The organism is Sulfidibacter corallicola (genome assembly GCF_017498545.1).
GTDB classification, from domain to species: domain Bacteria; phylum Acidobacteriota; class Holophagae; order Acanthopleuribacterales; family Acanthopleuribacteraceae; genus Sulfidibacter; species Sulfidibacter corallicola.
On sequence record NZ_CP071793.1, the window covers coordinates 6,321,847 to 6,348,389 of the forward strand.

The window sequence follows — 26,543 nt, forward strand, 5'->3', positions numbered from 1 at the left end:
GGGTGACTTTGGCAGGCTTCGGCTTCATGAAAAAGTACCCCGAGCTCAGCCTTTTGTTGGCCTTGGAGCTGGTGGCGTTCCTGATCGTCAGCTACCAGATCCAGGTGGACGAGCGCATCAGCCTGCTCGAACGCTTGAGCCTGACCATCGTGGGCCCGATTCAGAACCTCAGCAACGGCGCGGTGGGATCCGTGACCCAACTGGTCGAGGATCGCAAGACCTTGGCCGAGCTGCAGGAAGAGAACGCCCGCCTCCGCAAGAACATGGAAGAGCTGTTCCGGGTGCGCACCCGGTTGATCGAAGCCGAAAAACAAAACCAACGCCTGCGCGACCTCCTGACATTGCCTGAAATCGAGAGTTGGAAATACGTCTATGCCGAGGTCGTGGGTCGCACCAGCCGTCGCGACGACTACATGATCATCATCAACAAGGGCTCCAATCACGGCATCAAACCCGATTTCGGCGTGTCCTGCCCTTCCGGTGTGGTCGGCGTGGTTTGGGAGGTGACCGGCAATTACAGCAAGGTCATGACCATCAACAATCCCAATGCTTCGGTCGCCGCACTGGTGCAGGAGTCCCGGTACCACGAGAGTTTCGTTTCCGGGATGGGCGGTGCCCTGGGGCGCCTCGAAAACTATCCCAATTTCGAACCGATCGGCGTCGGTGATCTGATCACCACCTCGGGACTCGATCGGCTCTTTCCCAAAAACCTCCACATCGGACGCGTGACCTCGGGTCAGCCCTCTTCCGACATGTTTCAGGAGGTGCGGCTCAAATTTTCTACCGATTTTTCTCGACTGGAAGAGGTAGTGGTGTTGATTCCGGTTCCCTTGGAAGGGCCGGCAGAGGAGGCCGTCCTTGAAGTGGAGTAAGTTTTTTGGCGGCTTTCTGTTGGTGATCCTGCTCACCTTCGCCAAATCCAAGATCACCCGTTACGGCGTGCCGATCGAATTCTCCATCTTCCTGATTTTCTTCGTGATCCGATCGACAGACACCGTTCGGGCGATCCTCATGACCTTCATCCTTTCCCTGGGCTTGGATCTCATACTGCAAACGGGTCAGGTCAAAGGTCTCGCGACGATGACGCAAATGTTACTGGTTTACGTTATTATGTTATTGAAGAAGCATGTGATTCCCAATTATGAAGATCTCTTTTTGTTGGGTTTGTTTGCGCTCTTCTACGTCGCCGAGTACTACCTGCGTTTGGGGCTCGGCAAATTGCTCAACACCTACATCTCCACCATCAGTCCCACGATTCTGGTGTTTCACGCGCTGTTCCACACCGCGATTTTCGGTCTTTTGCTGGTTATCAACCTGAGGTTCTCGAGAGGCGATTCATGAGGTTGGCACCTACTCCACTTGCCTTTCAAGGCAGGATCTTTTTCCTGCGGTGGGTTGTCATTTTCAGTTTTTTGATGGTGTTGGGCGGCTATTATCGCATTCAGATCCTCAACCAGGAACGCTACGAAGAGTTGGGCGAGAGCTACCGCATCAAGAAGCGCCGCATCAAGGCCACGCGCGGCTTGATCTACGACCGTGCCGAGCGCCTGGTCACCCAGAACATGCCCACCTACGACCTCCTGCTGCGACGGGACGAGATGGAAGAGCCCTGGCGCCGGCTCAAACCCCGCATCGCGGAATTCCTCGAGGCCGAAGAGGAAACCCTCCAGCGCAAGTACGACAACCGCTCCCATCTGTTGTCCCAGCCGGTCACCCTCATCGAGAACATCAGCTTCTCCGAATCGATGCGCATCAGGCGCAACATCATGCGCTATCCGGGTCTCGCCATCGAGACTACCGAGAAGCGGCACTACACCTACGGCCGGCTCTTCCCCCACGTGCTGGGTTACGTGAGCGAAGCTTCCAAGGAAGCGTTGCGCAAGAATCCCCGGCTGCGGTTGGGCGACGTGGTCGGCAAGAGCGGCATCGAGTTGGCCTACGATCAGTTGTTGACCGGCACCGACGGCGAACGCACCATCGTGGCCGACCACCGCGGGGTCTACCACTCTTCCGAGATCACCACCGCGCCGCAACCGGGCGGCGACGTCGTTCTGACCCTGGATTTCGAGCTCCAGAAGCTGGCCTTCGAAACCCTGGAAGGTCGCACCGGTTCGGTGGTCATGATGGACGTCAAGACCGGCGAGGTGCTCGTCTACGTGTCTTCGCCCACCTTCGATCTGAACATGTTCACCGAGGGCCTCAGTCAGGAGCAATGGCAGGAGTTGTTGAAACGACCCGGCAATCCGTTGCTCAATCGGCCCCTGCAGGGCGCCTATGCGCCCGGATCGGTCTTCAAGGTGGTCACGGCCCTGTCGGCCCTTCAAAACGGCAAGATCACCCCCAACACCACCTACTTCTGCAACGGCGAATACAAACTGCACAACCACGTGTTCCACTGCCACAAGCGCGGCGGCCACGGCCATGTCGATGTTTCGCGCGCGCTGCAGGGCTCCTGCAACGTGTATTTCTACAACGTGGCCCGCGATCTCGATATCGAGCAGCTCGCCAAAACCGCCCACGAGCTGGGCTTGGGCGAAACCACCGGAATCGATCTGATCGGCGAGAAAAGCGGGTTGGTGCCCACGCCCAGGTGGAAGAAACAGCGCTCGGGCAAGATTTGGTATCCCGGCGAGACCCTGTCGGTGTCCATCGGGCAGGGGAGCTTGCAGACCACGCCGCTGCAGTTGCTGAGCATGATGTCGACCGTGGCCAGCGAGGGTCAGGTCATCCAGCCCCATCTCCTTCTCAAGAGCCGCCTCAACGAGACGGTCGTCCCCAACGAGGGCCGCAAAAAGCACATTTCCACCATGGAGCGGGAGTACTTTCGGCTGGTGAAGCAGGCGCTTTGGCGGGTGGTCAACAAAGAGCAAGGCACCGGCTCGCGCGCGCAGGTGCCCGGTTTCGACGTTTGCGGCAAGACCGGAACCGCCCAGTTGATCACCTTCAGTTCCGAAGCCGAACACAAAATCGATAAATACAAAAATGCCTGGTTCGCCGGGTTCGCCCCCAGGGACGAGGCCGAGGTCGCCATCGTCGTCCTGGTGGAGCACGCCGGCGCGGGTGGCGCCAAGGCCGCACCCATCGCCAAAATTCTTTTGGAAGCCTACCAGGCGCGCAAAAACAAGAAGGTCGATCCCACATGAACCGTTTCAGCCTACTGGATCGCGGGGCTTTTCTGGTCACCATGATCTTGTGTTGCCTCGGGGTGGTGTTCATCCACTCCGCCACGCGTGCCAGTACCCTCGACGCCAATCTCTGGATCAAGCAAATGATCTGGGTATGCCTGGGCATGTTGGCCTACCTGGTGCTCAGCCAGTTCGATTACAAGAAGCTGGTGACCCACGCCAACGTCTTCTACATCGCGGGCATCATCAGCTTGGCCCTGGTCCTGCTCTACGGGGACCGCATCAACGGGGCCCGCTCGTGGTTTCGCCTTCCGTTCATGAGCGTGCAGCCGTCGGAGTTCATGAAGATTGCCACGGTGTTGATGATCGCCAAGTATTTTTCGCGTTTCCAGGAGCGCCAGTCGAGCCTGTTGGAGTTCCTCGTCTCCTCGATTCTGATCGGCATACCCTTTTTCCTGATCATCCTGCAGCCGGACATGGGAACCGCCCTGGTCTACGTGCCCTTCTTCGTGATTCCCAATTTCCTGGTGGGCAACAAGGAGAGTATTTGGGTCACCGTGGCCGGGTCCATGTTGGTGGTCATCCTGATCCTGGGCGTGGTCTTCAAACCGGATTGGGTCTTTTTCCTCAAGGATTACCAGAAGAACCGCATCGTGAGCTTCATCTATCCCGACCGCGATACCTCCAACACCGGGTACCAGGTCCATCAAAGCAAGATCAGCATCGGTCAAGGTGGATTGCTGGGTAAAGGGCTGGGTAAGGGCCAGCAGACCCAGATGGGATTTCTTCCCGCACAACACAACGATTTCATCCTGGCGGTGGCGTCGGAGGAGGTTGGCTTCGTAGGCGTGGCGCTGGTATTCGCGCTGTTCCTCGTGCTTTTCATGCGGGCCTTTACCACGGCCCTCGAAGCCAGTGACGCCATGGGCAGCATTCTCGTCATGTTGGTCATCGGGACCCTGTTCACCCAAACCCTGTTCAATGCGGCGATGTTGATCGGTCTCGTTCCCACGACCGGTATTCCCTTTCCCCTGCTGAGTTACGGGGGCAGTAGCCTTTTGACCAGTTTGAGCCTGTTGGGCTTGATCCAGTCGGTGCGTACCCACCGTTTCGTCAATCATTGAATCGGTTTCCAGACGTCTCGATCCTGGACCGGGCGCACGACAGAACGCGAGATCGGCACCACCGGAACGGGTTTTTGCCCTTCGCGCTTCCTGCCCATGGGGGATTCTGATCGGGTTCGCCGCGATTCCGGGTTAGAATAGGGCCGAACACCCTCGAAAACTCGTTTGTGCAACCCGGGCCCTTGTGCGGGAACCGGTTATTTTCCAGGATGAAGGATGACGTCATGAGCAACTGGTACATTGCGGTGAACGGCCAGCAGGAAGGCCCCATGAATCAAGCGACACTGCTTCAAAAACTGAACTCCGGACAAATCGACCAGAACACGTTGGTGTACGGCGACGGCATGTCCGAATGGACCCCGATTTCCAAGGTCCCGGCGTTACAGCAGTCCGGTGGATCGGCCGCGCCGCCGCCACCGCCCAGAAGTGGCATGAGTTCCCATGAAGTCGACTACGAGGTGTTCGGCACCGAAATGCAGTTCGTGGAAGTGGAGTTGGATCCCGGAGAAACGGTCATCGCCGAGGCTGGCGCCATGATGTACATGCAGGACGGCATCGAAATGGAAACCCGGTTCGGCGACGGTTCCGAACCGGACAAGGGCTTCATGGGCAAAATGTTCGAAGGCATCAAGCGGAAGGCGACCGGCGAGTCGCTTTTCATGACCTGGTTCACCAACAAGGGACAGGGCAAAAAACGCGTGGCGTTCGGTGCCCCCTATCCCGGCAAGATCATTCCGCTGGATTTGCAGAAGCTCGGCGGTCGCTTCATCTGCCAGAAGGATGCGTTCCTGGCCGCGGCCATGGGCACCAAGGTCGGTATCGCCTTGCAGCGAAAGATCGGAACCGGCCTGTTCGGCGGCGAGGGGTTCATCATGCAGAGCCTGGACGGTGACGGCATGGCCTTCGTGCACGCGGGCGGCACCATCGTCGAGCGCGAGCTGGGGCCCGGCGAAATGCTGCGCGTCGATACCGGCTGCATCGTGGGCTACACGCCGACCGTCAACTACGACATCCAAATGGTCAAGGGCTTCAAATCCATGCTGTTCGGTGGAGAAGGCCTGGTGTTCGCCACCGTCACCGGTCCCGGCCACGTATGGTTGCAAAGCCTGCCCTTCTCGCGTCTGGCCGACCGCATCTACGCGGCCGCGCCGCAGACCGGCGGACGGAGCCAGGGTGAAGGCAGCGTGCTCGGCGGATTGGGCAACCTGCTCGACGGCGATTGATGGCCGATCGCGTCGGCAGCCAATGAAGCAAGAAAAAGGGCCCCGGCGAGGGGCCCTTTTCATAGGTACCTGATACCCGATACCCGAAGCTTGATCCCGGCCATTCGGCTGATTCGATTCGGACCTTCAAAAAGGCCGCCGCGCCGAATGGCCCCCGCTAGTTTTGATCGCGGGCTTGAGGCTCCTTCGGCTGGTTGGCCAGACAATCTTCCAGGTAGCGGTAGGCGGGGGTCAGCTCGCCGCGATAGACGATGGTCGCCTCGCGCAGCAGTCGCTCCAGTCCGCATTCTTCGAACGGCTTGTTCAGATCCATGCGTACGAGTTCCGGCATGTATTGCGTCAGGATGCGCGAAAAGTGCTCGGATGCGTCGCGAGAGAGTTCGCAGGGCAGGTGATCGATCGACATGACCGAAGGGCCGTACCACGAGATGCCGTCTTCGATGCGGTCCTCGTCCACGAAGTAGGTGAAGGCGGGCTCGTCGATGGTGCTGGCCTTCTTGGTGCATTCCAGGCTGCCGTCGATATCGCAACTGATGTCCCCGATCACGATCGGCAGCGCATCTTTGTGGGCCTGCATGACCGAACGCGGCAGTTGTTTGGGATAGTCGTCGTCCCAGTAGATCGTCTGCAGCAGGACGTTGTAGGAGCCCAGGAATTCGTGGAACTTGCTCTCATAGGCTTTTTTACCGTTTTTGCGGTAGTCGCCGCTGTCGAAGGGTCCGCCGTCTATGCGTCGCACGGTGTCCACGGTGGCCAGTTGGCAGTAGAAATTGCCCTCGGGAACCCGGCCAGCCAACAGGTCTTCCGGCGTCACCCGCTCCAAGCCCAGCCACTCGCAGACTTCCACGCATCCGCCGCCCACGTTGCCGGTTCCGTTGATCAGGACCTTGAGCGGGTAACCGGTAATCGGCGGTAACTCGCCGAGACAGTGTTTGGCGTTGGCGATGGTGTCGTACTTGTAGGTCGGTTCGATTTCGCAGAGGTTGGAGTCGATCCCGTTCAACGCAAGCTTGCGGCCGACCACATTGAAGGTGTCGATGGCACCGGCGATTCCGGCGTAACGGCCGAAGGCGATGGTTCGCGAACCTTCCTTGTCGCGCATGACCTCGTAATCGATGAGCGTCGCCTTCTTGTCGATGAACTCCTGGAGCAGCGGCATGTTGTAGGCCTGACCCTTGATGGTGTGCGAAAAGGCCACGTGGACCTGGTCAGGCAGAATCGCTTCCCGGGCCGGTTCCTTGATGCCGAGCACCAGTTCGGCGCCTTCCAGCGAGTCCGATAGCCGGGCTCCGGCTTCCGCGTATTCCTCGTCGGGAAAATACCGATACTTGCTTTTCTCCACGACGACCGGAATCCCCTTTTTCGCCAGTTGCGTCACCGCGTTGGGCGTCAAGGGCGTCCGGGCCTCCCAAGAACTCTTGTGCTCGGTACGAATGAATGTTTTCAATTGCTTTTGCGTCAACTTAGCTCCCCCCACAAAGCCTTTTCACACGTCGAGGCGCCCCTGTGCGGGCGGCGCTCGCCCCTCTCCATTGTTTCGTGGTTTTCGGTTGATGGATGGCCGGATGAGTTCCGTCTTCACGACGCTTCGCCATGTGCGAGAAGAGACCGCTTCTCGTTTGGCGCGTTCCCGGCTGGCTCGAACGTTCCCGATCGAGCATCGCGTGCCGGTGGCTGACGTGATCGGGCTTTCGATGTCGTGGCGGTGACCGACGCCGTGACACCGAAGGTGGTGATCCGGTTGCGAGATGAAACGACAACGGACGGGGCCGGCCTGACCCGAGGGCGACCGACCGCGTCCGTGGTAATTATTCTGCCAGGGTTTCGATCAGGTCGATGGCGTCCTGACGAAATTGTCCGTTGGGATCGTGCTTGATATACAGCTTCAGGTTGCGGATGGCTTCATCGAAGTCGCCCTCGCGCACGTAGATGCGGCCCAACTCGAAGTAGGCGTTGGCGAAGGTGTTGTCCATTTTCAGGATTTCCAGCGCTTTGGCCTTGGCGGTATCGTCGTCGTTGGCGTTGATCGAGTTGACCATTTCCGCGTACAGCGACTGCGGCGTCACGGGAACCAGCTCGTTCAGCTTGTTTTTGTATTTCTTCAGAGAGTCGTTGTTTTTGGATTTTTGAGCCGCTTCCATCGCGATTTTGGCCATGTCCGCGTCTTCGGGATCGATTTCCAGGTACTTGTCCACGTAGGACATGACTTCGGGCCAATCCTGCTGGTAATAGTTGGTGTAGACCACCAGCTTGATGGCCTTGTCGAAGGTCGGGTCGATTTCCGAGGCCTTCTTGGCGAACTCTTCGGCGGCTGCATAATCCTTGTTTTGATAGGGATCTACGGCCTCGTTGTACTGCATGATGGCCTTGTCGCGCGTGGAGAGTTCCGGTTGCTTGACCGCGTTGGGATCCAGGCCCATTTCCCTCATGGCTTCTTCGATCGTCAACATGCGGAACTCGCCGGTTTTCAGTTTGAAGTTGCCCTTGGTGTGGTTGTAGCGCAGCACCTCGTCGCGATAGCCTTCTTTTTTGGCGTAGATTTGAACCGAGGCTTCCGCGATCGACTTGAGCTCGAAGAACCCATCGTCACCGGAGACGACCTTCTGTTCGTAACCGGGGAAATCCTGGCTGCTCAGGGTGATTTCGACGGTGGGAATCGGAGCGCCGGCGCTGTCGGTGATGACGCCGGAAACATTGGGCTGCTCGCCGAGATCCGTAATGATCTCGCCTTCCTTGAGCATCCGGATTTCCAGCTCTTTGCGGCTTTGATCCTGAACGTAGACGTAGGTGCGGGAGGTCATGCCTTCGCCGGAAAGGCTGAGGGTCGCGCGACCACTGGGCATGCCCACCTGAACGAAGCCGCCGTTGGCTTTGGTGGTCAGGCCGGTTTTGTTGTACTTTTGGAGGTCTTCCGCCTCGAAAGTGATATCGATGTTGACACCCTGGACCGGCTGACCGTCCATGCCGATGACTTTGCCAACTACCGAACCGCGAATGGATTTTTGCGCCATGGCCAGGCTGCCGACCAACAAAAGCGCGATACAGACCAACTGTCTCATACAGCCACTCCTCCTGTAGCTCTGCCCGCCAGGTCATAGTCGAAGGTCTCTTCGATGGTGATGGGAACGATGTCGCCGGGCTGGTAAAAGCCTTCGGTAATCAAAACCTCGCCATCTACTTCGGGTGCTTGGCCCTGGTGGCGACCGCGCAGAAGCAGCTCGGTCTCGGGGTGAACACCCTCGATCAAGACATCAAAGGTTTTGCCGATGTGGCGGGCAAGTTTTTTCTTTGATATTTCCTTTTGCAACGCCAGCAGGTGCGCTTTGCGCCGCTCTTTCTCTTCCTTGGAGATGGAATCGTCCAAGGGATAGGCCGTGGTGTCTTCCTCGTGACTGTAGGTAAACACACCGATGAAATCGAACTCCTGTTCGGTGACGAAGGCGCAGAGTTCTTCGAACGCGCGCTCGTCTTCACCGGGAAAGCCGACGATGAAAGACGTCCGAATCCAAACATCGGGAACCGCTTCTCGGATGCGGTCCAGAAACTTGGCAAGCTGGGGGCGGCCGCTTCCGCGTTTCATGGCGGCCAGAACATGCTTATCCGCGTGTTGCAGCGGGATATCCATGTATTTACAAACTTTGGGGTGCTCGGCCATCAATTTCAGCAGCCGATCGGTGACCTGGTAGGGGTACATGTAGTGGGCCCGCACCCAGTCGATGGTCTCCACCTCGGCGATGGCTTCCATCAGTTGCGCCAATCCGTCCTTCAGGCCCAGGTCGCGGCCGTAGTAGGTGGAATCCTGGGCGACCAGGTTGATTTCACGCACGCCGGCATCGCCCAGGCGACGTACTTCGGCGACGATGTCCTCGATCGTGCGGCTGCGGTGTTTACCGCGCAGTTTGGGGATGATGCAGAACGAGCAAACGTGGTCGCAGCCCTCGGAGATTTTCACGTATGCGCAAAACTTGGGGGTCGTGAGGACGCGGGGGTGCTCGGAGTTGTAGAGAAAATCGGGGCGCCAATCCTCGGCTTCGGTGGGCTCGCGGTTCACCACGTCGCCGGACGTGCCGCGCAGGTCGGTCAGGAACTTCTGTATGCCGCCGACGTGATTGATGCCGAGAAACAGATCGACCTCGGGCAGGTCCTGGGCCAGTTCGGTGTGGTAGCGCTGGGAAAGGCAGCCCGAAACCACGAGCTTCTTGACCTTGCCCTGTTTTTTCAACTCGGCCATATCCAAAATGGCCGAGATGGATTCTTCCTTTGCGCTTTCGATAAAGCCGCAGGTGTTGACGATGACGATTTCGGCGTCATCGGCCTCGTTGGTCAGTGCATAGCCTTCGCGGGCCAGTTCGCCGAGCATGACTTCGGAGTCGACCAGGTTCTTGGCACATCCCAGGCTCAGCATTCCCACTTTTTTCATCTAAAGAAACCTCGTTCGGGAGCATCGCATCGCGAGAGGGCTCCCTCCATCTTCAACTGTAGGTCCGCCGGTTTCACGCGAATTCGGACGGACCGGTTCTCAATTCTCGCTGCGTGGATGACGTTCGGGTCCTGTCCCGAAGGGACGGCGCGGCTGAATGTGACGGGCCGCGCGGGAGATCGCACCCCAATCGGGTGCGAATGCTCTAAGTTTAACTCTTGCCCTTCGCCTGGGATCCTTTTTTTTCGCAATGCCGGTGCGTTCGGCCGAAGCCGGAGTACCGTCGCACGGTATCCGGGCTTCGGCGCCGGCGTCCGATTCGTTCGGATGATGGGTGAATAGGGGCCCATGGAAGCGGATCACGGTTTCAGGCGATAGAGCATGCGGGGATAGGGAATGGTTTCGCGAACGTGCGGCAGTTTGCAGATCCAGGCAACCGCGCGCTCCAGGCCCAGGCCGAAGCCGGAGTGGGGAAAGGAGCCGTAGCGACGGACGTCCAGGTACCATTGGTAGGGTTCGGGATCCAATTCGTGTTTCGCGATTTGTTCGTTGAGGAAATCGATCGACGAGGCGCGTTCGCCGCCGCCGACCACCTCGCCGTACCCCTCGGGTGCGAGGATGTCCATGCCCAGCACCAGGCGGTCGTCCTCGGGATCGGGTTCCATGTAGAAGGCTTTGAACTCTTTGGGGAACCGGTGAACGATGATCGGTTGATCGAACTCGTTGGTCAGCATGGTTTCGTCGTCCCCGCCGAAATCCTCGCCCCACTGGATGTCGCTGCCCAGCTTTTTCAGTTTTTCCACGGCCTCGTTGTAGGTCATGCGGACGAAGGGCTGCAGGGCCGCTTCCAATTTGGTGGTGTCTCGCTCCAACTCTTTCAGTTCGAACTGGTTGTTCTCCAGCACCCGTTGAACCAGGTGCTTCAGGAAGGACTCGCCCAATTGCATGACGTCTTCCAGGTGGGCGAACGCGATCTCCGGCTCCACCATCCAGAATTCGGTCAGGTGGCGGCGGGTCTTCGATTTCTCGGCGCGGAAGGTGGGTCCGAAGCAGTACACCTTGCCGAAGGCGGCCACCGCCGGTTCCAAATAGAGCTGGCCGCTTTGCGAGAGGTAGGCCTGCTCGTCGAAGTAGTCGACGCCGAACAGGGTGGACGTGCCCTCGGCCGCGGTCGGCGTCAGGATCGGGCTGTCGATCAGGGTGAAGCCGCGCTCGTCGAAAAAGTCGCGGATCGCTTTGACCAACGTATGCCGAATGCGCAGAATGGCCCATTGGCGCTTGGAGCGGAACCACAGGTGGCGCCGGTCCATCAGGAACTCGATGCCGTGTTCTTTCGGCGTAATCGGGAAGGCCTCGGAGATGTGGACGATCTCCAGGTCCTTCACCAGCAACTCGTAGTTTTGATTGCGGGGGTTTTGTTGGACCGTGCCGATCAGGCGCAGCGACGATTCGGTCGTCAACTGCCGTGCGCGCTCCCAGATCTGTTCATCCACTTCACTCTTCACCAGGACGCACTGGCAGAAACCGCTGCCGTCGCGCAAGACGATGAACTGGATCTTCCCACTCTTGCGGTGGTGGCGAACCCAACCCTGAAGCGTTACTTCGCCGTCCAAATGGTCCTTCAACTCAGAGATACGAGCCTTCTGCAAAACCAACCTCCCCCAATCGGTTGCGAGCGGCCGGAGCTTTCCCGAGCCACTCATGAAAAATCAATAAAACAAAGCATTCTACAGAGCGCTTCGGTTTTCCGTCAAGCGCGGCAACGCGCGGCGGGCTTTTGTCGAGCGGCTTGGTGGGCGGCTTTCCGGGCCACTGTGGGGGTTGCGGTGGAAAAGGTCTGGTCCTGGGTCCGCATTCCTTTATAAGATACCTCGGACGGATCTCGCGCCCGACGGGCCGGGGTCGCAGCGACGTTGTCCGGGGAGGCTCATTTGATCATCGTCACCGGTGGATCCGGGTTTATCGGTTCCTGCATGGTTTCCAAACTCAATCAGTTGGGACGTTCCGACATCATCGTCACCGATGTGTTGCGTACCACCGACAAGTGGAAGAATCTGAGGCACCTGGCCTATCACGATTACCTGGATCGTTCGCAGCTTCTCGATTTTCTGGGCAACGCGCCGAAGATCGACGCCATTTTCCACATGGGTGCCTGCAGCGCCACCACCGAGCGCGACGCCGACTACCTGATGGACAACAACTATCGCTACACCCTGCGGCTGGCCCAGTGGGCCATGGCCAACGACGTGCGCTTCGTCTACGCCAGTTCGGCCGCCACCTACGGCGCCGGCGAGATGGGGTACGCCGACGACGAAGCCGAAATCCACCGCTTGCGGCCGCTCAACATGTACGGTTACAGCAAGCAACTCTTCGATTTGAAGGCCCGCCGCGAGGGCTGGTTCGACAAGATCGCCGGTTTGAAGTTCTTCAACGTCTACGGCCCCAACGAGTACTTCAAGGGCGACATGGTTTCGGTGGTGTTCAAGGCCTTCAACCAGATCAGGGCCGACGGGGTCGTCAAGCTGTTCAAATCGCACCGACCCGATTTCGTCGACGGCGGCCAGCAACGCGATTTCGTCTACGTCAAAGACGTGGTCGAGGTCATGGCTTGGCTGTTCGAGAACCCCAAGGTCAACGGCTTGTTCAACCTGGGCACCGGCGAGGCGCGCAACTTCCGCGATTTGGTGAGTGCCGCGTTTCGGGCATTGGACCTGGAACCGAACATCGAATTCATCGACATGCCCGAGCACCTGCGTGACCGCTACCAGTACTTCACCCAGGCCGAGATGGAGAAGCTGCGCGAAGCGGGCTACGACAAACCGTTTCACACCCTGGAGCAAGGGGTCACGGACTACGTTCAGGACTACCTGAACCGCGATTTCGCCCATTACTGAGATCGGGTTTCCGGAGAGTCGTCGGGCCGCCGTTCGGCTTCAACGGCGGACCCAGACCGCGCCGCCCAACGCCTCGTAATCCAGGCCTTCGCTCCACAGGATCGTTTCCCAGGCTTGGCGCCAACTGATGTTCTTGAAGAAATAGTTGACCTTGCGATCCCGTACCGCGGGGTCGACCACCAGGTTGACGTCGCCCTTGTCCGCCATGAACCGCAAGACCTCGATCAAGCTGGCGTCGCGAAAGTCGATCTTGGTGATCATCGGGCCCTGATCGACTGCTTCTTCCTTGGGGACCAGGTCCTCGTAGTGGCCAGGTCGCAGCGGTTCGCCGGCCGATTCCGCCGATTCGGGTTCCGTCGGCGGTTCGACGTAGGCTTCGGTGACTTCCCAATTGACGAACCGTTCCGCAAGGGAATAGCGCTTGTCGCCGTCCACGATCATCACCTGGCCGTTTTCGCGGTGATAACTGTCGCATTGGAGCAAGGTGCCGTCGCGCAACACGAGGGTTTCGGCCGTCAATGAGGCGGAAACACTCATCAGAATCGCGATGAGGCATCGATTCAAAATCGTGAGGTCCATGACCTGAACTCCCGGCGGCCACTGGTGCCGCGGCTCCATGTTCGCTTCAAGCGAAGACTTGCGGCCAACATAGTCGCTGGTGCCGAGCGGGGCAAGTACCGGGATCACGAAGCGCTCGAACGGGAGATCGGCGTTGATGCCGGCCCCCGACTAGGCTAGAATCGAACGAGCTATGGGCAGTTTTTCGTGTGTGGTTCCAAGTGTTCACATGGGTGCCGGTGCGTGGCGCGTCAACCCGGATTCGAGACACCGAATGACGGGAGCCGGGAGGGCCGTGTCGTTTCCTCGCGGAATAGAGTCACTGTGCGCGGATTAGTGGTTTCGAGACCACCTGACCGCCGCATCCCGAGTGGACACTTCGAGCGGTTCGACCATCGTGCGCACCGGTCTTTTCGGCTCCGCCCCAGGGAGCCGATGCCGACGATCATCAGAGGCTCGTTCCGTCTGGACCGGCCTCCGAGGACACGACCGACCATCGAGGGAACCCGCCGTGCGGTGGAACCAACGAAAACCGAACGAAACATGAACGAAGCTTCAATTCGACAGTCGACGCCTTGGGTCCCCAGCCCGCGGTGCCGGCCTCGTGACCCACGCCAAGGCCGATTCTCGGCGATGCTCGCTGGTTCCCCTTGCTGGCTTCATCTTCCGTTTTCCAATGCCGCAACCGTGGCCCCGTACCGTAAATGCCCCCATCATTACCGAATTACCCATTCAATGACATGTACGTCAAATTTGTGACGAGATTAGGAGATTGTCATGACCGATCGCAATCCCTTCGGGAGTAAGGCTTCCCTCGATACCAAAGCCGGAGCCTTCGATTATTTCAGGCTTGACGCCCTCAAGGACGTGGCCGATGTGGCCAAGCTGCCGTTTTCCATCCGCATCCTGCTGGAAAGCGCCCTGCGAAATGTGGACGATTTCGCCATCACCGAAGACCACGTCAAAACCATCGCCCAGTGGGGCCCGGACAATGCCGGCAAGGTGGAAATTCCCTTCAAGCCGAGCCGCGTGATTCTCCAGGATTTCACCGGTGTTCCGGCCGTGGTGGATCTGGCCGCGCTGCGCTCTTCCCTGGCGCGCATGGGTGGCGACCCCAAAAAGATCAATCCCCAGGTACCCGTCGATCTGGTCATCGACCACTCGGTTCAGGTAGACAGCTTCGGTTCGCCCGACTCGCTGAAAATCAACGAGCAGTTCGAATTCGAGCGCAACCGCGAGCGTTACGAATTCCTGCACTGGGGCCAGAAGGCCTTCGAAAACTTCCGCGCGGTGCCGCCGGGCACCGGCATCGTCCACCAGGTGAACCTGGAATACCTGGCGACCGCGGTTTCCGGACGCAACGGTCAGGCCTTCCCCGATAGCCTGGTCGGCACCGACAGCCACACGACCATGATCAACGGGATCGGCGTTCTGGGTTGGGGCGTCGGCGGCATCGAAGCCGAAGCCGTCATGCTGGGCCAGCCGATCTACATGTTGATGCCCGAAGTCGTCGGGTTCCGTCTCCATGGCGAGCTCAAGGAAGGTACCACCGCGACCGACCTGGTCCTGACCGTCACCGAAATGCTCCGCAAGCACGGCGTCGTCGGTAAATTCGTCGAATTCACCGGTCCGGGCATGAAGCAGCTTTCCCTCGCCGATCGCGCCACCATCGCCAACATGGCGCCCGAGTACGGCGCGACCATGGGCTTCTTCCCCATCGACGAGCGCTCGCTCGAGTACATGCGCCTCACCGGCCGTGAGGATGCCCAGATCGATCTGGTCGAACAGTACTGCAAAGCCAACATGCTGTGGCACTCCGCCGCCGATGCCGAACCGAACTTCTCGGCCATGTTGGAACTGGACATGTCCACCGTCGAGCCCAGCCTCGCCGGTCCCAAGCGTCCCCAGGATCGCTTGGCGCTCAAAGACATGCAGTCCGCCTTCCGCGAGGCGATGGATGCGCCCACGGGGCACAGCGGCTTCGGCGTGAACGATGCGGAAAAGGACAACAACGGCAAGGTCGAAGGCACCGACGCCGAAATCACCCACGGTTCGGTCGTCATCGCGGCGATCACGAGCTGCACCAACACCTCCAACCCCTCCGTGTTGATCGGTGCCGGTCTGTTGGCGCGCAAGGCCGTGGCCAAGGGCCTGAAAACGCCGCCCTTCGTCAAGACCTCCCTGGCACCGGGCTCACGCGTCGTCTCCTCGTACCTGGAAGCGCTCGGCTTGGACAAAGATCTGGAGAAGTTGGGCTTCTACACCGTCGGTTACGGCTGCACCACCTGCATCGGTAACTCCGGTCCGCTGCCCGACAATGTGGCCAAGGCCGTTCGCGAGAACAACCTGGTGGCCGCCTCCGTGCTCTCCGGAAACCGCAACTTCGAAGGCCGCGTCAGCCCCGACGCCCGCGCCAACTACCTGGCCAGCCCCCCGTTGGTCGTGGCCTACGCCCTGGCCGGCTCCGTCGACAAGAACCTGCTCGACGAGCCGCTCGGCGTGGATGCCGACGGCAACGACGTCTTCCTGAAGGATATCTGGCCCACCCAGAAGGAAATCCAGGATGCGATCGCCCAGGTCCTGACCCCCGAAATGTTCCGCGAACAGTACGGCAACACCTACACCGCCAACGAGCTGTGGAACAACATCAAAGGCAAGGACAGCGAGGTCTACGAGTGGAACGAGGCCAGCACCTACATCCAGGAGCCGCCCTTCTTCACCGGCATGACGCCCGACGTCGAGCCGATCAAGCCGTTGTCCGGCATGCGCGTGATGGCCAAGCTCGGCGATTCCGTGACGACCGACCACATATCTCCGGCCGGTTCCTTCAAGCCGGAGACCCCGGCGGGCAAGTACCTGACCGACCGCGATGTATTGCCCAAGGATTTCAATTCCTACGGCTCCCGTCGCGGCAACGATCGCGTCATGACGCGCGGCACCTTCGCCAACATCCGGCTGCGCAACCAGTTGGCACCGGGAACCGAGGGCGGCTTCACCAAGGATTTCACCACCGGTGAGATCTCCACCATCTTCGACGCCGCCCAAAACTACAAGGCTCAGAGCACGCCGCTGATCGTACTCGCCGGCAAAGAATACGGTACCGGGTCCTCACGCGACTGGGCCGCCAAGGGCACCATCCTGCTCGGCGTCAAGGCCGTTCTGGCACAGAGCTTCGAGCGCATTCACCGTTCGAACCTGGTGTTCATGGGCATCCTGCCGTTGCAGTTCAAGGACGGCGAGAGCCACGAGTCGTTGGGTCTCACCGGTGAGGAAACCTTCTCCATCCCCGATCTGGGCGACGACGTGAAACCGGTTCAGGACCTGACCGTGGTGGCCAAAGCCGCCGACGGCACCGAGACGCGGTTCACGGTGATCTGCCGGATCGATACGCCGGTCGAAGTCAACTACTACCGCAACGGCGGCATCCTGCACACCGTTTTGCGTCAATTGGCGAAATAAGTCGACGCGATCCGGTAGGATCGCACTCGATCTCCGAATGGGGCCCACTTTCGAAGTGGGCCCTTTTTTGTTTGAGGATGTCACCCGCCTGCCTGGAACCATGGCGGTCTCAGAGGGTTGTGTTCCTCGCTCGGAGAACCTGTTTCGCAGCACACCAGGTCGCACTATACTTGCCGAAAGCAGCAGATCGAGTGACACGGAACAGAATGGTGAAGGGAGGCTTTACATGAAAACCAAATCCATTTGCGGGGTCATTCTCGCGTCCCGCGATCCTAAGGCTCTCGCGGGTTTCTACAGCAAGGCGCTCGGGCTGACCTTCGAACGGGAGGAACACGGCGGGCTCGATGTCCATTTCGGTGTGGATATCGGCGAAATCCATTTCGGCATCCATCCTCCCAAGAACCTGGGCCGCCCGGAAGTGGGTCGCTCCTCGACCTCGATCGCGTTCAACGTGGACTCGCTGGCAACCGTCGCCGCGACGCTGAATGAAATGGGTGCCGTGCAGATCACCGAACCCCACGACGAGGGCTTCGGCATGGTGGCGAGCTACGAGGATCCCGAGGGGAACCCGTTCGAGGTCGTCGAACTCAGCTACGATTTCGGCTCTTGATGGGAGCGCATCGGCCCAGGACATGGGAGACGTGAACTCCGAATTGGAAGGCGCGACCGAAGCCCGATACCTACGCGATAGCGTGCCCATCCTGCCGAATATCGGCCTCGCGAAAACGGTTCGTCATTGGATGGGCACCCTCTACGGGCTCCACTCCACCAGGGTCCAGGCGACCGAGTAGCCCGGCTTGGCCTGAACGCGAATCATGCTCTCGTCCACGTAGGGAAGCGGGAGTTCCATGTGGACCAGGGTTCGTTGCCACTGCGTGAGTTGATCCAGGAAGCGGTGCAGGCTCTGGCTGGTTTCGCCCGCGCCGGTCACGTGCGCCAAACCTGCCGTCATCGAGGCCAACTGCGTGCTGAACGAAGCGCGGAACGCTTCTTCCTTGATGCGCTCCTGTTCCGCCATCTTCTCTTTCTTGCGGCCGGAGAGCGGGATCTTGAAGCCGGCCTGCGTCACGCTCTTCTCTTGGAAATTGTCGCGAACACCCAGCAGCATCTTCTCTTCGTACTTGGCTTGGGCGGCCATGTTGGCCAGCGCGTCATCGGCGTCCGGCTTGGCCGGAATCTCGGTGTCGGGATTGAACTCGAACGGAAACTCGAGGTTGTAGATTTGAAGACCCGTCCTGCGCAGCAACGGCAGGAGATCTTCCATCTGGCTGACTTCGTCCGTCAACTGGTGTGTCAGGAGGATCGCCTGGTGCGGCAAGGTGGTGTGCTGTTTCATGTGGGTCAGGGCGTCGACCAGGTAGCGGACCGTGAAGTAGTTGGCGCGCGGCGAACTGGGTTCCAGCGCATCCAGGCAGGCCTGAATCAAAACTTTGCGGGTGGTGGGCGCCACAAGTAGCTCGGGCCGATGGGAAATCTGGACCACGTAGATCTGATCTTGGGGTTGGGTGTTCTTCTTCAGCCACGCCATCAGCGCCTGACGGATGTTGTTCCAGGCGGGCGATTTCAAGAGTGGGTCGTTGACCACGATGCCCCACAGCTTGGGAATGCGCGTGAAGGGAGTTTTCTTGGCGGCGGGAATCTTGGCGCCCTCCACGAAGATCTCGAAGTCGACCGGCTCGATGGTGCCGTCGGGCACGCGGGTCCCGGCGACCAGGTACTTGGGTTTCACGCGCAGTTGCTCGAAAACCGGAGTTCGTCGCGTCGTGTATTCGGTGGCGAACCAACCTTCCCCATCGCCGAACTCGTAGCGCAGGGTGGCCTCGCGCCCCCAATCGAGTGGCGGCCACTTGAACAGGCCCGTCCGCGAGGCCAGAAACGCCTGGTCGTTGACGAACAGGAGCTGAAGGTTGCCGCGAGCACCGAAGTTCAGCTTGTCGACGCTTACGTAATCTTCCGATTTCTGGGCGAAGGCGGGTACCTGGCTGGGTTTGGCGATGTCGATATCCTCGCCTTTCACCGACAGTGCCAGTTGACCGTCGGGGGTCTCCGCTCCAAGCGCGATCAAACGGAAGGGCGCCTTTTGGGCGGGCAGGTCGAACACCGCAACGCCGTCGGCGGTGAACAGGAACTGCAGTCCCATCGGTCGGTCCTTGGCGGTTTGCAGGAACAGTTGTGGGCGTTCGTCGCCGTCGACACGCACCAAGACGCGGGCGGGCTGGGTTCTGTCGTATTTCAGTGCGGGCTGGTAACGGTCGCCCCCGCAATCGATCTGCTGCGCGCCCACTTCCTGAATGCCGGCGGGTTGCCAGCGATGGCTGATGACGGGCTCACCAATGCGCGGAAGGCCCGGGGGTACGATGGCCACCGGGGTTTCGGTACGCAGGCCTTGCTCCAGGAAGCCGTTGTAGATCAGAAACTCGGCGTGGAAATAGCCAGGTGGCAGCGCGATCTCGAAATAGATTTCGTCTTCGTCGGTCAAATGCGACCAGGCGGATGCGTGGCGAACCAAGCTGGAGGGAAGACTCTCGCGCGGCTGGTCGACATCCGATTTCAGGAACGCCAGCAGTTCCAGATGCTGACGCGGGCGGTGATTGCCGCTGCGGATGTAGGCCTTCATCGACTCGGGAACCGCGACGGCAAGACGCAGGGTGCCGCCGCTGGGGTTGGGCTCCAACCAACGGTAGAGCAGCCGGGTATCGGTCCACTCCAGGTCCTCCGGCAGGCGCGTGCGTCCGAAGCTGTTGTCGCGGAAATCGTAGCGCAGTGCGCGGTTCAGGATCATGCCGTCTTTCAGGCTGTCCCAGAGTTGCAGACTGTCGGTCGCCAATCGGACCTTTCCATTCCCGGCGGGCAGGAAGGAAAAGGAGTACTGCGGAAACTTCCAGGTTCGCGGCAGTACGGGATTCTGCGGCTGCCATTCCGTTTCGACGGGATGTCCCAGCAGGTGTGCGATTTGATCGCGGACGTCACCATAGGGCTCCGGTGCGAAAAAGCTGGGCAGGTAGAGCCCGGTGGCGGGCCAATCGTTGGGGTTGTCCAGGCGTCGCGCTACAAAAAAACCCTGGAAGCGCGTTTTCTCCCGTTCCGAGAGACTTTCGTAAAGATTCAGTTCCGCCTCGGTCATCCATGGTCGGGCCATGGCCTCCCAGCTTTTGGAGTTGGTACTGGTGAAATCTTGAAGAAACAGGGCGCTGACCAAAAGCATACAAAGCGGCATGGAATCCCCTCTCGCGGTGATGTTGTGTCGACCGAAAACCTTGGGGCGACCCGCTTTGCGCAAGGTTTTGGTCGGAGGGTGAGCTAGGGTCGGAACTGGTTGGAACGCTCTTTTTAAGTTTAACTTTTTCCGCGACTTAACTCAATTCGTTCGCGCACTTCCGGCGCGCTTCGGTGCGGCTTCCTACAGCGATGACGGGGAATTCGATTCTGGCCCCGATCCGCGTTAAAATACGACCGGGTGCGTCCGGGAAGCGATGCCCTCGAGGGCTTTTCTGTCGGACGTGGGCCCGCGGTATCGATGGCAATCCAATGACTTGGGAGCGCGGCGATGGCATACGACGAGCGTTTGGCTGAGCGGGTGAAACCGCTGGTGATGATGCGTCCAGGATTCTCGGAGAAGAAAATGTTCGGGGGCCTGGCCTGGCTGCTCAACGGCAACATGTGCGTGGGCATCCACAAGGACCAATTGATTTTCCGATTGGGCAAAGAGGATGGCGGTGCGGCACTTTCCGAGCCGCACGTGGGACCGATGGATATCACCGGTCGGCCCATGAAGGGATGGGTCATGGTTCGTCAGGAAGGCCTCGTGGAAAGCGCCGATATCCAGCGTTGGGTGGAACGGGCCATCGCCTTCGTCGAGACCCTGCCGGCGAAGTGAGCGATCCCGTTCGCCCGCCGAACGTGTCACAGGCCGCGTAAAACCGGTTCCAGATGGGGCCAGACCGTTTCGGCGATCAACTTGTGCCCCTCTTCGGTGGGGTGAATGCCGTCCTCCAGGTTCAATTCCGGTCGACCCGCCACTTTCTCCAACAGGAAGGGAATGAGCACGGCCCCGTTGTTTTTGGCCAGGTTGGTGAAAATGCCCGCGAAATCGCGCGAGTAGGTTTCGCCCAGGTTGGGAGGCACCATCATTCCGGCGATCACGATCTTGACGGCCGGGTATTTGGCTTTGGTCTTGTCGATGATGGCCTGGAGGTTGCGGGTCGTTTCGTTGACGGCCACCCCGCGCAGCCCATCGTTGGCGCCCAGCTCCAGCAGCAGCACGTCCACCGGGCGGCGCAACATCCAGTCGATGCGTCGCAAGCCACCGGCCGAAGTATCGCCACTGACGCCGGCATTGACGATGGTCACGGACAAACCGGCCGAGTCCGCTTTTTTCTGCAAAATCTCGGGAAAGGCGAATTCCTTGCCCAATCCGTACCCGGCCGTCAGGGAGTCGCCCAGGACAAGAACCCGCGGAGGCTGTGGCTCGTCCGCGGCGTAGAGCGCTGTGGTTGCAACCCATAGCAGGACGGTCAGCAACCATTTTTTCCTGGAAATGGGGACATCGACGAGAAAATGGTTCATGGATATGGCTCCTTTTTCACCACGAGGTGTCCGGTCCCGAGCGGGAAGATCGGTAGCGCGATTCGCGGCCGGCATCCTGAGATACGGAATCGATTCGGGGCGGTTCACGGGAAATACCGGGCGCGGCCCCGTGGTTTTTCCAACAGGGATGCTGAACCTTCCCGTTCCGGTCTCCATGCGAGGATCTTAACCCACAAATCTCACCGGCGTTTGCGGTCGAAGGATGTAAGTTGTTGTCAATGCAAGTTTTGAGGTTGGAAAAGTCACGTATCTTCGGCAGGCTCGTCGAGGATGGCCCCAAGTAGGTGCCCTGCCTGCCGGCCCGAGCCTTACCGGTAGGGGTTCACGTGGCGATGAAAGCAAAGGAACTTGGGGATAAACCTCGAGCACCTTTTTACGAAATACAGAGAGACGTTCGCGAGGTGGGGCCATGGGTCTCCACGCCGCAACGCACCGATATCACCTGGGGGTAGCATGAGTGAGATTTTGAAAGTCCAAGGCGTGGGTAAGGCCTACGATGGCCGAGGGCACCAGGTACGGGTGCTCGAGGACGTGAATTTTGTGTTGAACGCCGGCGAAACGGCAGCCATCGTAGGACCCTCCGGCAGCGGCAAGACGACCTTGCTCAGCCTGTGTGCCGGTCTGGACACGCCGACCCAGGGCAAGCTCGAGTTGCTCGGCCACGATCTGGCGGCCTTGAGCGAAGAGCAGCGGGCCGCCCTTCGTAACCGTCACGTCGGTTTCATCTTTCAATCATTTCACCTCATGCCCAGTCTCACCGCATTGGAAAACGTCATGCTGCCGCGCGAATTGGCGGGCGTCGGCCGGCCGGCTCAAGAAGCCCGCGAACTGCTGGACCAAGTGGGGCTCGCCGATCGCGCCGATCACTATCCCGCCCAGCTTTCCGGTGGAGAACAACAACGGATCGCCATCGCCCGCGCCTTCATCAACCAGCCCATGGTTCTGTTTGCGGACGAGCCCACCGGTAACCTGGATCGCGCGACGAGTGACCGGGTGACGGAGCTGTTGTTCCGTCTCAACACCGAAAAGGGAACCACTTTGGCGCTCATCACCCACGACTTGGGTCTGGCTCGCATGACGAGCAGGCTGTTCCATCTCAAGCAGGGCCGCGTGGTGGAGGAGATCGCCGGTCGTGAGCAATCCTCCGGACGACGCGAGGTGGCGCCATGACCACGCCCGGCGACGAGATGCAAACCCCTTCGACCGCACTGCGGTCCGCCGGCTGGCACGCCAGTTTGAGATGGGCCGCGCGTACGGCCTGGCGCGACGGTCGCGGTTCCTTCGGCAAGGCGTCGCTCTACGCGCTCAGTATGGCGCTGGGCATCGCGACCCTGGTGGCGTTGGGCTCCTTCGGGGCCGACTTGTCCCAGGCGCTGCAGGGCCAGACCAAAACGCTTCTGGGCGCCGATCTGGTGGTGTACAGCCGCCAGCCCTTTTCCGAAAAGGCCGAGAAGGTGGTTGCCCCGATTCCCGCGACCACCGCGGAGATTCGCCGCTTCGCCACCATGGCCTATTTCCCCGCTCACGATCAGGCGCTGCTGTGTCGCATTCGCGCGGTCGGTGGTGGGTTTCCCTTCTACGGCGAGCTGGTGACCGAACCGGCCGAGGCGGCCCAAACCTATCGCGACGGACCCAACCTCCTGGTGGACGGGAGTCTTTTGGAGCGGGTCGGCGCCAAGGTGGGCGAAAAGTTGCGATTGGGGGAGTTCGAGTTCACCATCGCCGGCAAACTGGTTTCCACGCCCGGAGTGCCGCCCGCGGCCTCGCTGCTGGGGCCCCGGGTGTACATGCCGCTCGAGTACGTGGAGCAGACCAACCTGATCCAACGGGGCAGCCGCGTGTTCTACAGCAAGGCGTTTCGCCTCGACGAGGCTTATGACGTGGATGCCTGGATCAAGCAAAACAAGGAGGATCTGCGCGAGGAACGCCTTTCCTGGAGCACCGTGGCGCAGCGGCGCCAGCAGATCGGCGACGACATGAACAACCTGTCGGCGTTTCTCAGCCTGACGGCGTTGTTGACACTGTTGCTGGGCGGCCTGGGCGTGGCCGGCGCGGTTCACTATCACGTGCAGCAGAAGCTGCGGCAGATCGCGGTGTTGCGGTGCCTCGGCGCCACGACGGCCCAAGTGGTGACGGTCTACCTTCTGCAGGTAATGGCCATGACCCTGACCGCAGTCTTGTTGGGTACCCTGATGGGCGTGGGCCTCCAGTATTATTTGCCGACGCTGGTTCGCGACCTGTTCCCCGTGGCCTATGAACCGGCCTTCCAGCCGGAGGCCGTGGGTCTCGCCGTCGGGTGGGGATTCCTGCTTAGTTTCCTATTGGCCTTGGCACCGCTGGCCGCGATTCGCAGGGTGAGCCCGTTGGTCAGTTTTCGCCTGTTTCTGGCGCCGGCCGGACGCGATTGGGTTCAAATCGCCTGCTACGGTCTGGTCCTGCTCACCTGGCTGGGTTTCGCCATGGTACGCACCCAAAGCGTCAAGACCGGTTTCCTGTTTCTCGGCGGACTTCTGGCGGCGGTGGCGGTGCTCTATGCGACCGCCAAGCTGCTGGGCTGGGGCGCGCGCCGACTGGCCGCGGCGGGTTTGCCGTTCACCTGGCGTCACGGCCTGTCCAGTTTGTTCCGACCCCACAACCAAACCGCCGTGCTCATGGTGATTCTCGGCATGGGGATCTTTCTGGTGGCCGTGCTGGCCGGTGCTCGCGCCATGTTGTTGGGTCAGTTCACGACCGCCATCGGTCAGGACAAACCCAATTTCATCGCGTTCGACATACAGGCCGATCAACTGGACGGTGTGCTGGAGGTGGTTCGCGACAACCAAATGTCCCCGCAAAACGTGACCCCCATTTTGGCGATGCGACTGGAGCGCATCAAAGGCGTGTCGATCAAGGAGCTGCTGGCCACGGATATCCCGGAGTGGGCCCTGCGGCGCGAATACCGAAGCACCTATCGCGGCAGCTTGTCCGAAACGGAGGAACTCGTGGCCGGGGAGTGGATCTCCGAAGTCGATCCCGACGTCTCGCCCGTTCCCGTATCCTTCGAGATCGAGCAGGCCGAAATGCTCGGTCTTTCGTTGGGTGACACCCTGGTCGTGGACGTCATGGGCATCCCGATCGAAGCGCAGGTCACCAGCCTGCGCAAGGTGGCCTGGCAGAGCATGCAACCCAACTTTTACATGCTGTTCCCCGAGGGCTATTTTGAGAACGCGCCACAGATGTTCCTGTTCACCACCCGTACCGAGAATCCCGAACAGGTGGCTGCGCTGCAACGCGATCTGGTCAAGAAGTACCCCAACGTATCCTGTGCCGACCTGACCCAACTGGTCCTTTCCTTCGACAAGATTCTCGACAAGGCGGCGTCGATGGTCCGGTTCCTCGCGGGGCTCTGCATGTTGACGGGCCTGGTGTTGCTGGCCAGCGCCCTGTGGAACAGCCGCTATCAACGGATGGGCGAACAGGCGTTGCTGCGGACATTGGGGGCGGGTCGGCGTCAGGTGGCGCTCATGACCCTTGCCGAGTACTTCCTTCTGGGGGTGCTGGCCACCCTTACCGGGTTGACCCTGGCGCTGGTCGCCAGTTGGGCCTTGGGAACCTTCCTGTTCCAGGTGACACCGTTCCCGGATCTCGCGGCGGTCGTGCTGCCGGCACTGCTCCTGCCGCCGTTGACGGTGGTGATGGGATACCTCAGTCACCGAGGCCTGTGGGATGTACCCGCCATTCAGGTGTTGCGGGAGGAAGGCCGCTGATTCGAGATGGGGGCCTGTCGTGGCCCCGGGAACCTAAACCGCAGCCCCGGCTCGGAGTGCCCGCATCGTGAGGATCCGCTTCGATGTACTTCTCCGATCCCGGGCCCTCGCCCTGATCAGCGACTCAATGGCTACTGGCGCGACCCTCGCTGCGGCGGTATTTCAGGCGCGCGGTCTCCAACCAATTTTCGCCTCCGTCTTCCGACTGGGCCATCGTCAGCGAAAAGCCGTCCTTGCCGACCTCGGAAATGACGACGCGGGTGTGAAAGGTCTTGTCGAACGCCTTCCAGGCACTGTTGGTGGCCAGGTTGTCGAGGCGCAATCCGTTTTCGCCGAAGGTGCCTTCCAGCACGGCCGCCTGCGTCGTGAAGTCGTCGACCTGAACGACCCGAAATAGGTTTCGCGTGCGATCGAAGGTGAACCACCGGCGATAACGGATCGCGGGCTCGGTGCCGAATCGAATTCGTTCCTCGAGTGCGGTGCCGCCCAGTTCGGCGACGATCGTGGACGAACTGGTGGACGACTGCCACTGCGCGTTAGGCGAGTTGCGGGTTTGGACGTCCACCAGCCAGGTACCGATCAGGTGCTTCAGGGGATTCATGGCCTCGGGAAACGGCAGATCGAAGGGATCGGACTTCCATTCGGGGTTCAGGGTGATCTCGTCGACCTCCATCACCCGGTGCCGCGTGCGGAATTCCCATTCGATGAGATAGGGCAACTGCAGGCCGCCGACCTTGCGAAAGTCGCTGAACCAGGTGGTCTGGGCGATCGGCTGGCCGAAGTCGGAACCCATGGAGGTGCGTCCGAAGTGCAGGTAGGTTTCGGGATCGAGATACCAACTCTCGGTTTGTCCATCCGGCCGCGTCAAGGCCAATACCAGTCCCTTCTGGCCTTCCAGTTCTTTTTCGCCTTGGAACGCGACGGTGAACCCCGCTTGGCGGTAGTCCAGGAAGGGGGTGGCCAGCGAGGTCTCCTGGATCATGGCCCTGGTGTCGGCCGTGCCCATGGGGACCGGCCAGTCGATGCGGTACCAGGGATTGATCCACCAGGCGATCTCGCCGTTCCAACCGAGGGTGATCGGCTTGTCGCCCAGGGTGAAGCTCATGAAGAGGTGGTGGGGACGGCGACGGTGCAGGGTGAAGGGATGAGGCATGCTGAAGCCGGTGTAGGTTCCGGTCAGGGTCATGGTTCGCACCTTGTCCCAGGCGGCCTTGCCGCCGAGTGCCTCGATGTGTTTTGCGATGACTTCGTCGGCGGTCGGGGTCGGGTCGGTCCAGCCGCAGAGGAGGAAGGCCGTAAACGCCAGAGCCAGTGATCTCGATCTCATGGAGTATCGCTCCTTCAAACATGAGAAACAGGTCGGTTGACGAGGAAGGCGGGCCGGTTGCGAAATGCCGAAAAACGCCC

Annotated in this window: 19 protein-coding genes; 11 read left to right on the forward strand and 8 right to left on the reverse strand. The window is 60.2% G+C overall.

Features of this window, described 5'->3' with window-relative positions:
* Positions 1 to 26 precede the first annotated feature (26 nt).
* The 5 genes from mreC (at position 27) to J3U87_RS19475 (ending at position 5,472) form a co-directional block, all read left to right on the forward strand.
* On the forward strand, positions 27 to 872 hold the full coding sequence (gene mreC / locus J3U87_RS19455; protein WP_237377442.1) for a rod shape-determining protein MreC: 846 nt from the start codon (positions 27 to 29) through the stop codon (positions 870 to 872).
* Positions 859 to 1,341 (forward strand): hypothetical protein, encoded by a 483-nt coding sequence (locus tag J3U87_RS19460; RefSeq protein ID WP_237377443.1) that lies wholly within the window; start codon positions 859 to 861, stop codon positions 1,339 to 1,341. Before mreC ends, J3U87_RS19460 begins: the two co-directional genes overlap by 14 nt.
* Positions 1,338 to 3,143 (forward strand): penicillin-binding protein 2, encoded by a 1,806-nt coding sequence (gene mrdA / locus J3U87_RS19465; RefSeq protein ID WP_237377444.1) that lies wholly within the window; start codon positions 1,338 to 1,340, stop codon positions 3,141 to 3,143. The genes J3U87_RS19460 and mrdA overlap by 4 nt, the downstream gene beginning before the upstream one ends.
* Positions 3,140 to 4,249 carry a rod shape-determining protein RodA gene (rodA, locus tag J3U87_RS19470; protein WP_237377445.1) on the forward strand — a complete coding sequence of 370 codons (1,110 nt, stop codon included), beginning with the start codon at positions 3,140 to 3,142 and terminating at the stop codon, positions 4,247 to 4,249. The genes mrdA and rodA overlap by 4 nt, the downstream gene beginning before the upstream one ends.
* A gap of 224 nt (positions 4,250 to 4,473) precedes the next feature.
* On the forward strand, positions 4,474 to 5,472 hold the full coding sequence (locus tag J3U87_RS19475) for a TIGR00266 family protein (RefSeq protein WP_237377446.1): 999 nt from the start codon (positions 4,474 to 4,476) through the stop codon (positions 5,470 to 5,472).
* Between the two features lie 157 nt (positions 5,473 to 5,629).
* Here the strand turns inward: J3U87_RS19475 and J3U87_RS19480 are convergent, their stop codons facing one another.
* The 4 genes from J3U87_RS19480 to asnS all read right to left on the reverse strand — a co-directional run bounded on the left by J3U87_RS19480 (position 5,630) and on the right by asnS (position 11,541).
* Positions 5,630 to 6,934 carry a Rossmann-fold NAD(P)-binding domain-containing protein gene (locus J3U87_RS19480; RefSeq protein ID WP_237377447.1) on the reverse strand — a complete coding sequence of 435 codons (1,305 nt, stop codon included), beginning with the start codon at positions 6,932 to 6,934 and terminating at the stop codon, positions 5,630 to 5,632.
* 346 nt (positions 6,935 to 7,280) lie between these two features.
* On the reverse strand, positions 7,281 to 8,531 hold the full coding sequence (locus tag J3U87_RS19485; RefSeq protein WP_237377448.1) for a carboxypeptidase-like regulatory domain-containing protein: 1,251 nt from the start codon (positions 8,529 to 8,531) through the stop codon (positions 7,281 to 7,283).
* Positions 8,528 to 9,892 (reverse strand): 30S ribosomal protein S12 methylthiotransferase RimO, encoded by a 1,365-nt coding sequence (gene rimO / locus J3U87_RS19490; RefSeq protein ID WP_237377449.1) that lies wholly within the window; start codon positions 9,890 to 9,892, stop codon positions 8,528 to 8,530. Before rimO ends, J3U87_RS19485 begins: the two co-directional genes overlap by 4 nt.
* Positions 9,893 to 10,251: 359 nt before the next feature.
* Positions 10,252 to 11,541 carry an asparagine--tRNA ligase gene (asnS, locus tag J3U87_RS19495; RefSeq protein WP_237377450.1) on the reverse strand — a complete coding sequence of 430 codons (1,290 nt, stop codon included), beginning with the start codon at positions 11,539 to 11,541 and terminating at the stop codon, positions 10,252 to 10,254.
* A 282-nt stretch (positions 11,542 to 11,823) separates the two neighbouring features.
* On the opposite strand from asnS, the gene rfaD reads away from it, so the two are divergent.
* On the forward strand, positions 11,824 to 12,786 hold the full coding sequence (gene rfaD / locus J3U87_RS19500) for an ADP-glyceromanno-heptose 6-epimerase (protein ID WP_237377451.1): 963 nt from the start codon (positions 11,824 to 11,826) through the stop codon (positions 12,784 to 12,786).
* Between the two features lie 39 nt (positions 12,787 to 12,825).
* On the opposite strand, the gene J3U87_RS19505 is transcribed toward rfaD, so the two are convergent.
* Positions 12,826 to 13,473 (reverse strand): hypothetical protein, encoded by a 648-nt coding sequence (locus tag J3U87_RS19505; protein WP_237377452.1) that lies wholly within the window; start codon positions 13,471 to 13,473, stop codon positions 12,826 to 12,828.
* Positions 13,474 to 14,121: 648 nt separating this feature from the next.
* Here J3U87_RS19505 and acnA point away from each other — a divergent pair.
* Together acnA and J3U87_RS19515 are read left to right on the forward strand one after the other, a co-directional pair.
* Positions 14,122 to 16,803: an aconitate hydratase AcnA gene (gene acnA, locus J3U87_RS19510; protein WP_237377453.1), complete on the forward strand. Its 2,682-nt coding sequence runs from the start codon at positions 14,122 to 14,124 to the stop codon at positions 16,801 to 16,803.
* Between the two features lie 226 nt (positions 16,804 to 17,029).
* Positions 17,030 to 17,413, forward strand: a complete 384-nt coding sequence (locus J3U87_RS19515) for a VOC family protein (protein WP_237377454.1) — start codon at positions 17,030 to 17,032, stop codon at positions 17,411 to 17,413.
* 141 nt (positions 17,414 to 17,554) lie between these two features.
* Here J3U87_RS19515 and J3U87_RS19520 read toward each other — a convergent pair whose 3' ends face one another.
* Positions 17,555 to 20,020 (reverse strand): vWA domain-containing protein, encoded by a 2,466-nt coding sequence (locus tag J3U87_RS19520; protein ID WP_237377455.1) that lies wholly within the window; start codon positions 20,018 to 20,020, stop codon positions 17,555 to 17,557.
* A 330-nt stretch (positions 20,021 to 20,350) separates the two neighbouring features.
* On the opposite strand from J3U87_RS19520, the gene J3U87_RS19525 reads away from it, so the two are divergent.
* Positions 20,351 to 20,680 (forward strand): TfoX/Sxy family protein, encoded by a 330-nt coding sequence (locus J3U87_RS19525; protein ID WP_237377456.1) that lies wholly within the window; start codon positions 20,351 to 20,353, stop codon positions 20,678 to 20,680.
* 26 nt (positions 20,681 to 20,706) lie between these two features.
* Here the strand turns inward: J3U87_RS19525 and J3U87_RS19530 are convergent, their stop codons facing one another.
* Positions 20,707 to 21,369: an arylesterase gene (locus tag J3U87_RS19530; protein WP_237377457.1), complete on the reverse strand. Its 663-nt coding sequence runs from the start codon at positions 21,367 to 21,369 to the stop codon at positions 20,707 to 20,709.
* A 474-nt stretch (positions 21,370 to 21,843) separates the two neighbouring features.
* Between J3U87_RS19530 and J3U87_RS19535 the strand changes: the two genes are divergently transcribed.
* Entirely contained in the window at positions 21,844 to 22,560 is a 717-nt protein-coding gene (locus tag J3U87_RS19535; RefSeq protein ID WP_237377458.1) for an ABC transporter ATP-binding protein, read from the forward strand.
* The gene (locus J3U87_RS19540) at positions 22,557 to 25,136 is read left to right on the forward strand and encodes an ABC transporter permease (RefSeq protein ID WP_237377459.1); all 2,580 of its coding nucleotides are present in this window, start codon (positions 22,557 to 22,559) and stop codon (positions 25,134 to 25,136) included. Before J3U87_RS19535 ends, J3U87_RS19540 begins: the two co-directional genes overlap by 4 nt.
* A 124-nt stretch (positions 25,137 to 25,260) precedes the next feature.
* Here the strand turns inward: J3U87_RS19540 and J3U87_RS19545 are convergent, their stop codons facing one another.
* Positions 25,261 to 26,463 carry a DUF1579 family protein gene (locus tag J3U87_RS19545; RefSeq protein ID WP_237377460.1) on the reverse strand — a complete coding sequence of 401 codons (1,203 nt, stop codon included), beginning with the start codon at positions 26,461 to 26,463 and terminating at the stop codon, positions 25,261 to 25,263.
* Between the last annotated feature and the right edge of the window lie 80 nt (positions 26,464 to 26,543).

Excerpts from the sequence above, each read along its gene's own strand:
- mreC (WP_237377442.1), top strand. The coding sequence starts at position 27 with ATGAAAAAGTACCCCGAGCTCAGCCTTTTGTTGGCCTTGGAGCTGGTG.
- mrdA (WP_237377444.1), top strand. The coding sequence starts at position 1,338 with ATGAGGTTGGCACCTACTCCACTTGCCTTTCAAGGCAGGATCTTTTTC.
- rodA (WP_237377445.1), top strand. The coding sequence starts at position 3,140 with ATGAACCGTTTCAGCCTACTGGATCGCGGGGCTTTTCTGGTCACCATG.
- J3U87_RS19475 (WP_237377446.1), top strand. The coding sequence starts at position 4,474 with ATGAGCAACTGGTACATTGCGGTGAACGGCCAGCAGGAAGGCCCCATG.
- J3U87_RS19485 (WP_237377448.1), bottom strand. The coding sequence starts at position 8,531 with ATGAGACAGTTGGTCTGTATCGCGCTTTTGTTGGTCGGCAGCCTGGCC.
- rimO (WP_237377449.1), bottom strand. The coding sequence starts at position 9,892 with ATGAAAAAAGTGGGAATGCTGAGCCTGGGATGTGCCAAGAACCTGGTC.
- acnA (WP_237377453.1), top strand. The coding sequence starts at position 14,122 with ATGACCGATCGCAATCCCTTCGGGAGTAAGGCTTCCCTCGATACCAAA.
- J3U87_RS19515 (WP_237377454.1), top strand. The coding sequence starts at position 17,030 with ATGAAAACCAAATCCATTTGCGGGGTCATTCTCGCGTCCCGCGATCCT.
- J3U87_RS19520 (WP_237377455.1), bottom strand. The coding sequence starts at position 20,020 with ATGCCGCTTTGTATGCTTTTGGTCAGCGCCCTGTTTCTTCAAGATTTC.
- J3U87_RS19525 (WP_237377456.1), top strand. The coding sequence starts at position 20,351 with ATGGCATACGACGAGCGTTTGGCTGAGCGGGTGAAACCGCTGGTGATG.
- J3U87_RS19530 (WP_237377457.1), bottom strand. The coding sequence starts at position 21,369 with ATGAACCATTTTCTCGTCGATGTCCCCATTTCCAGGAAAAAATGGTTG.
- J3U87_RS19535 (WP_237377458.1), top strand. The coding sequence starts at position 21,844 with ATGAGTGAGATTTTGAAAGTCCAAGGCGTGGGTAAGGCCTACGATGGC.
- J3U87_RS19540 (WP_237377459.1), top strand. The coding sequence starts at position 22,557 with ATGACCACGCCCGGCGACGAGATGCAAACCCCTTCGACCGCACTGCGG.
- J3U87_RS19545 (WP_237377460.1), bottom strand. The coding sequence starts at position 26,463 with ATGAGATCGAGATCACTGGCTCTGGCGTTTACGGCCTTCCTCCTCTGC.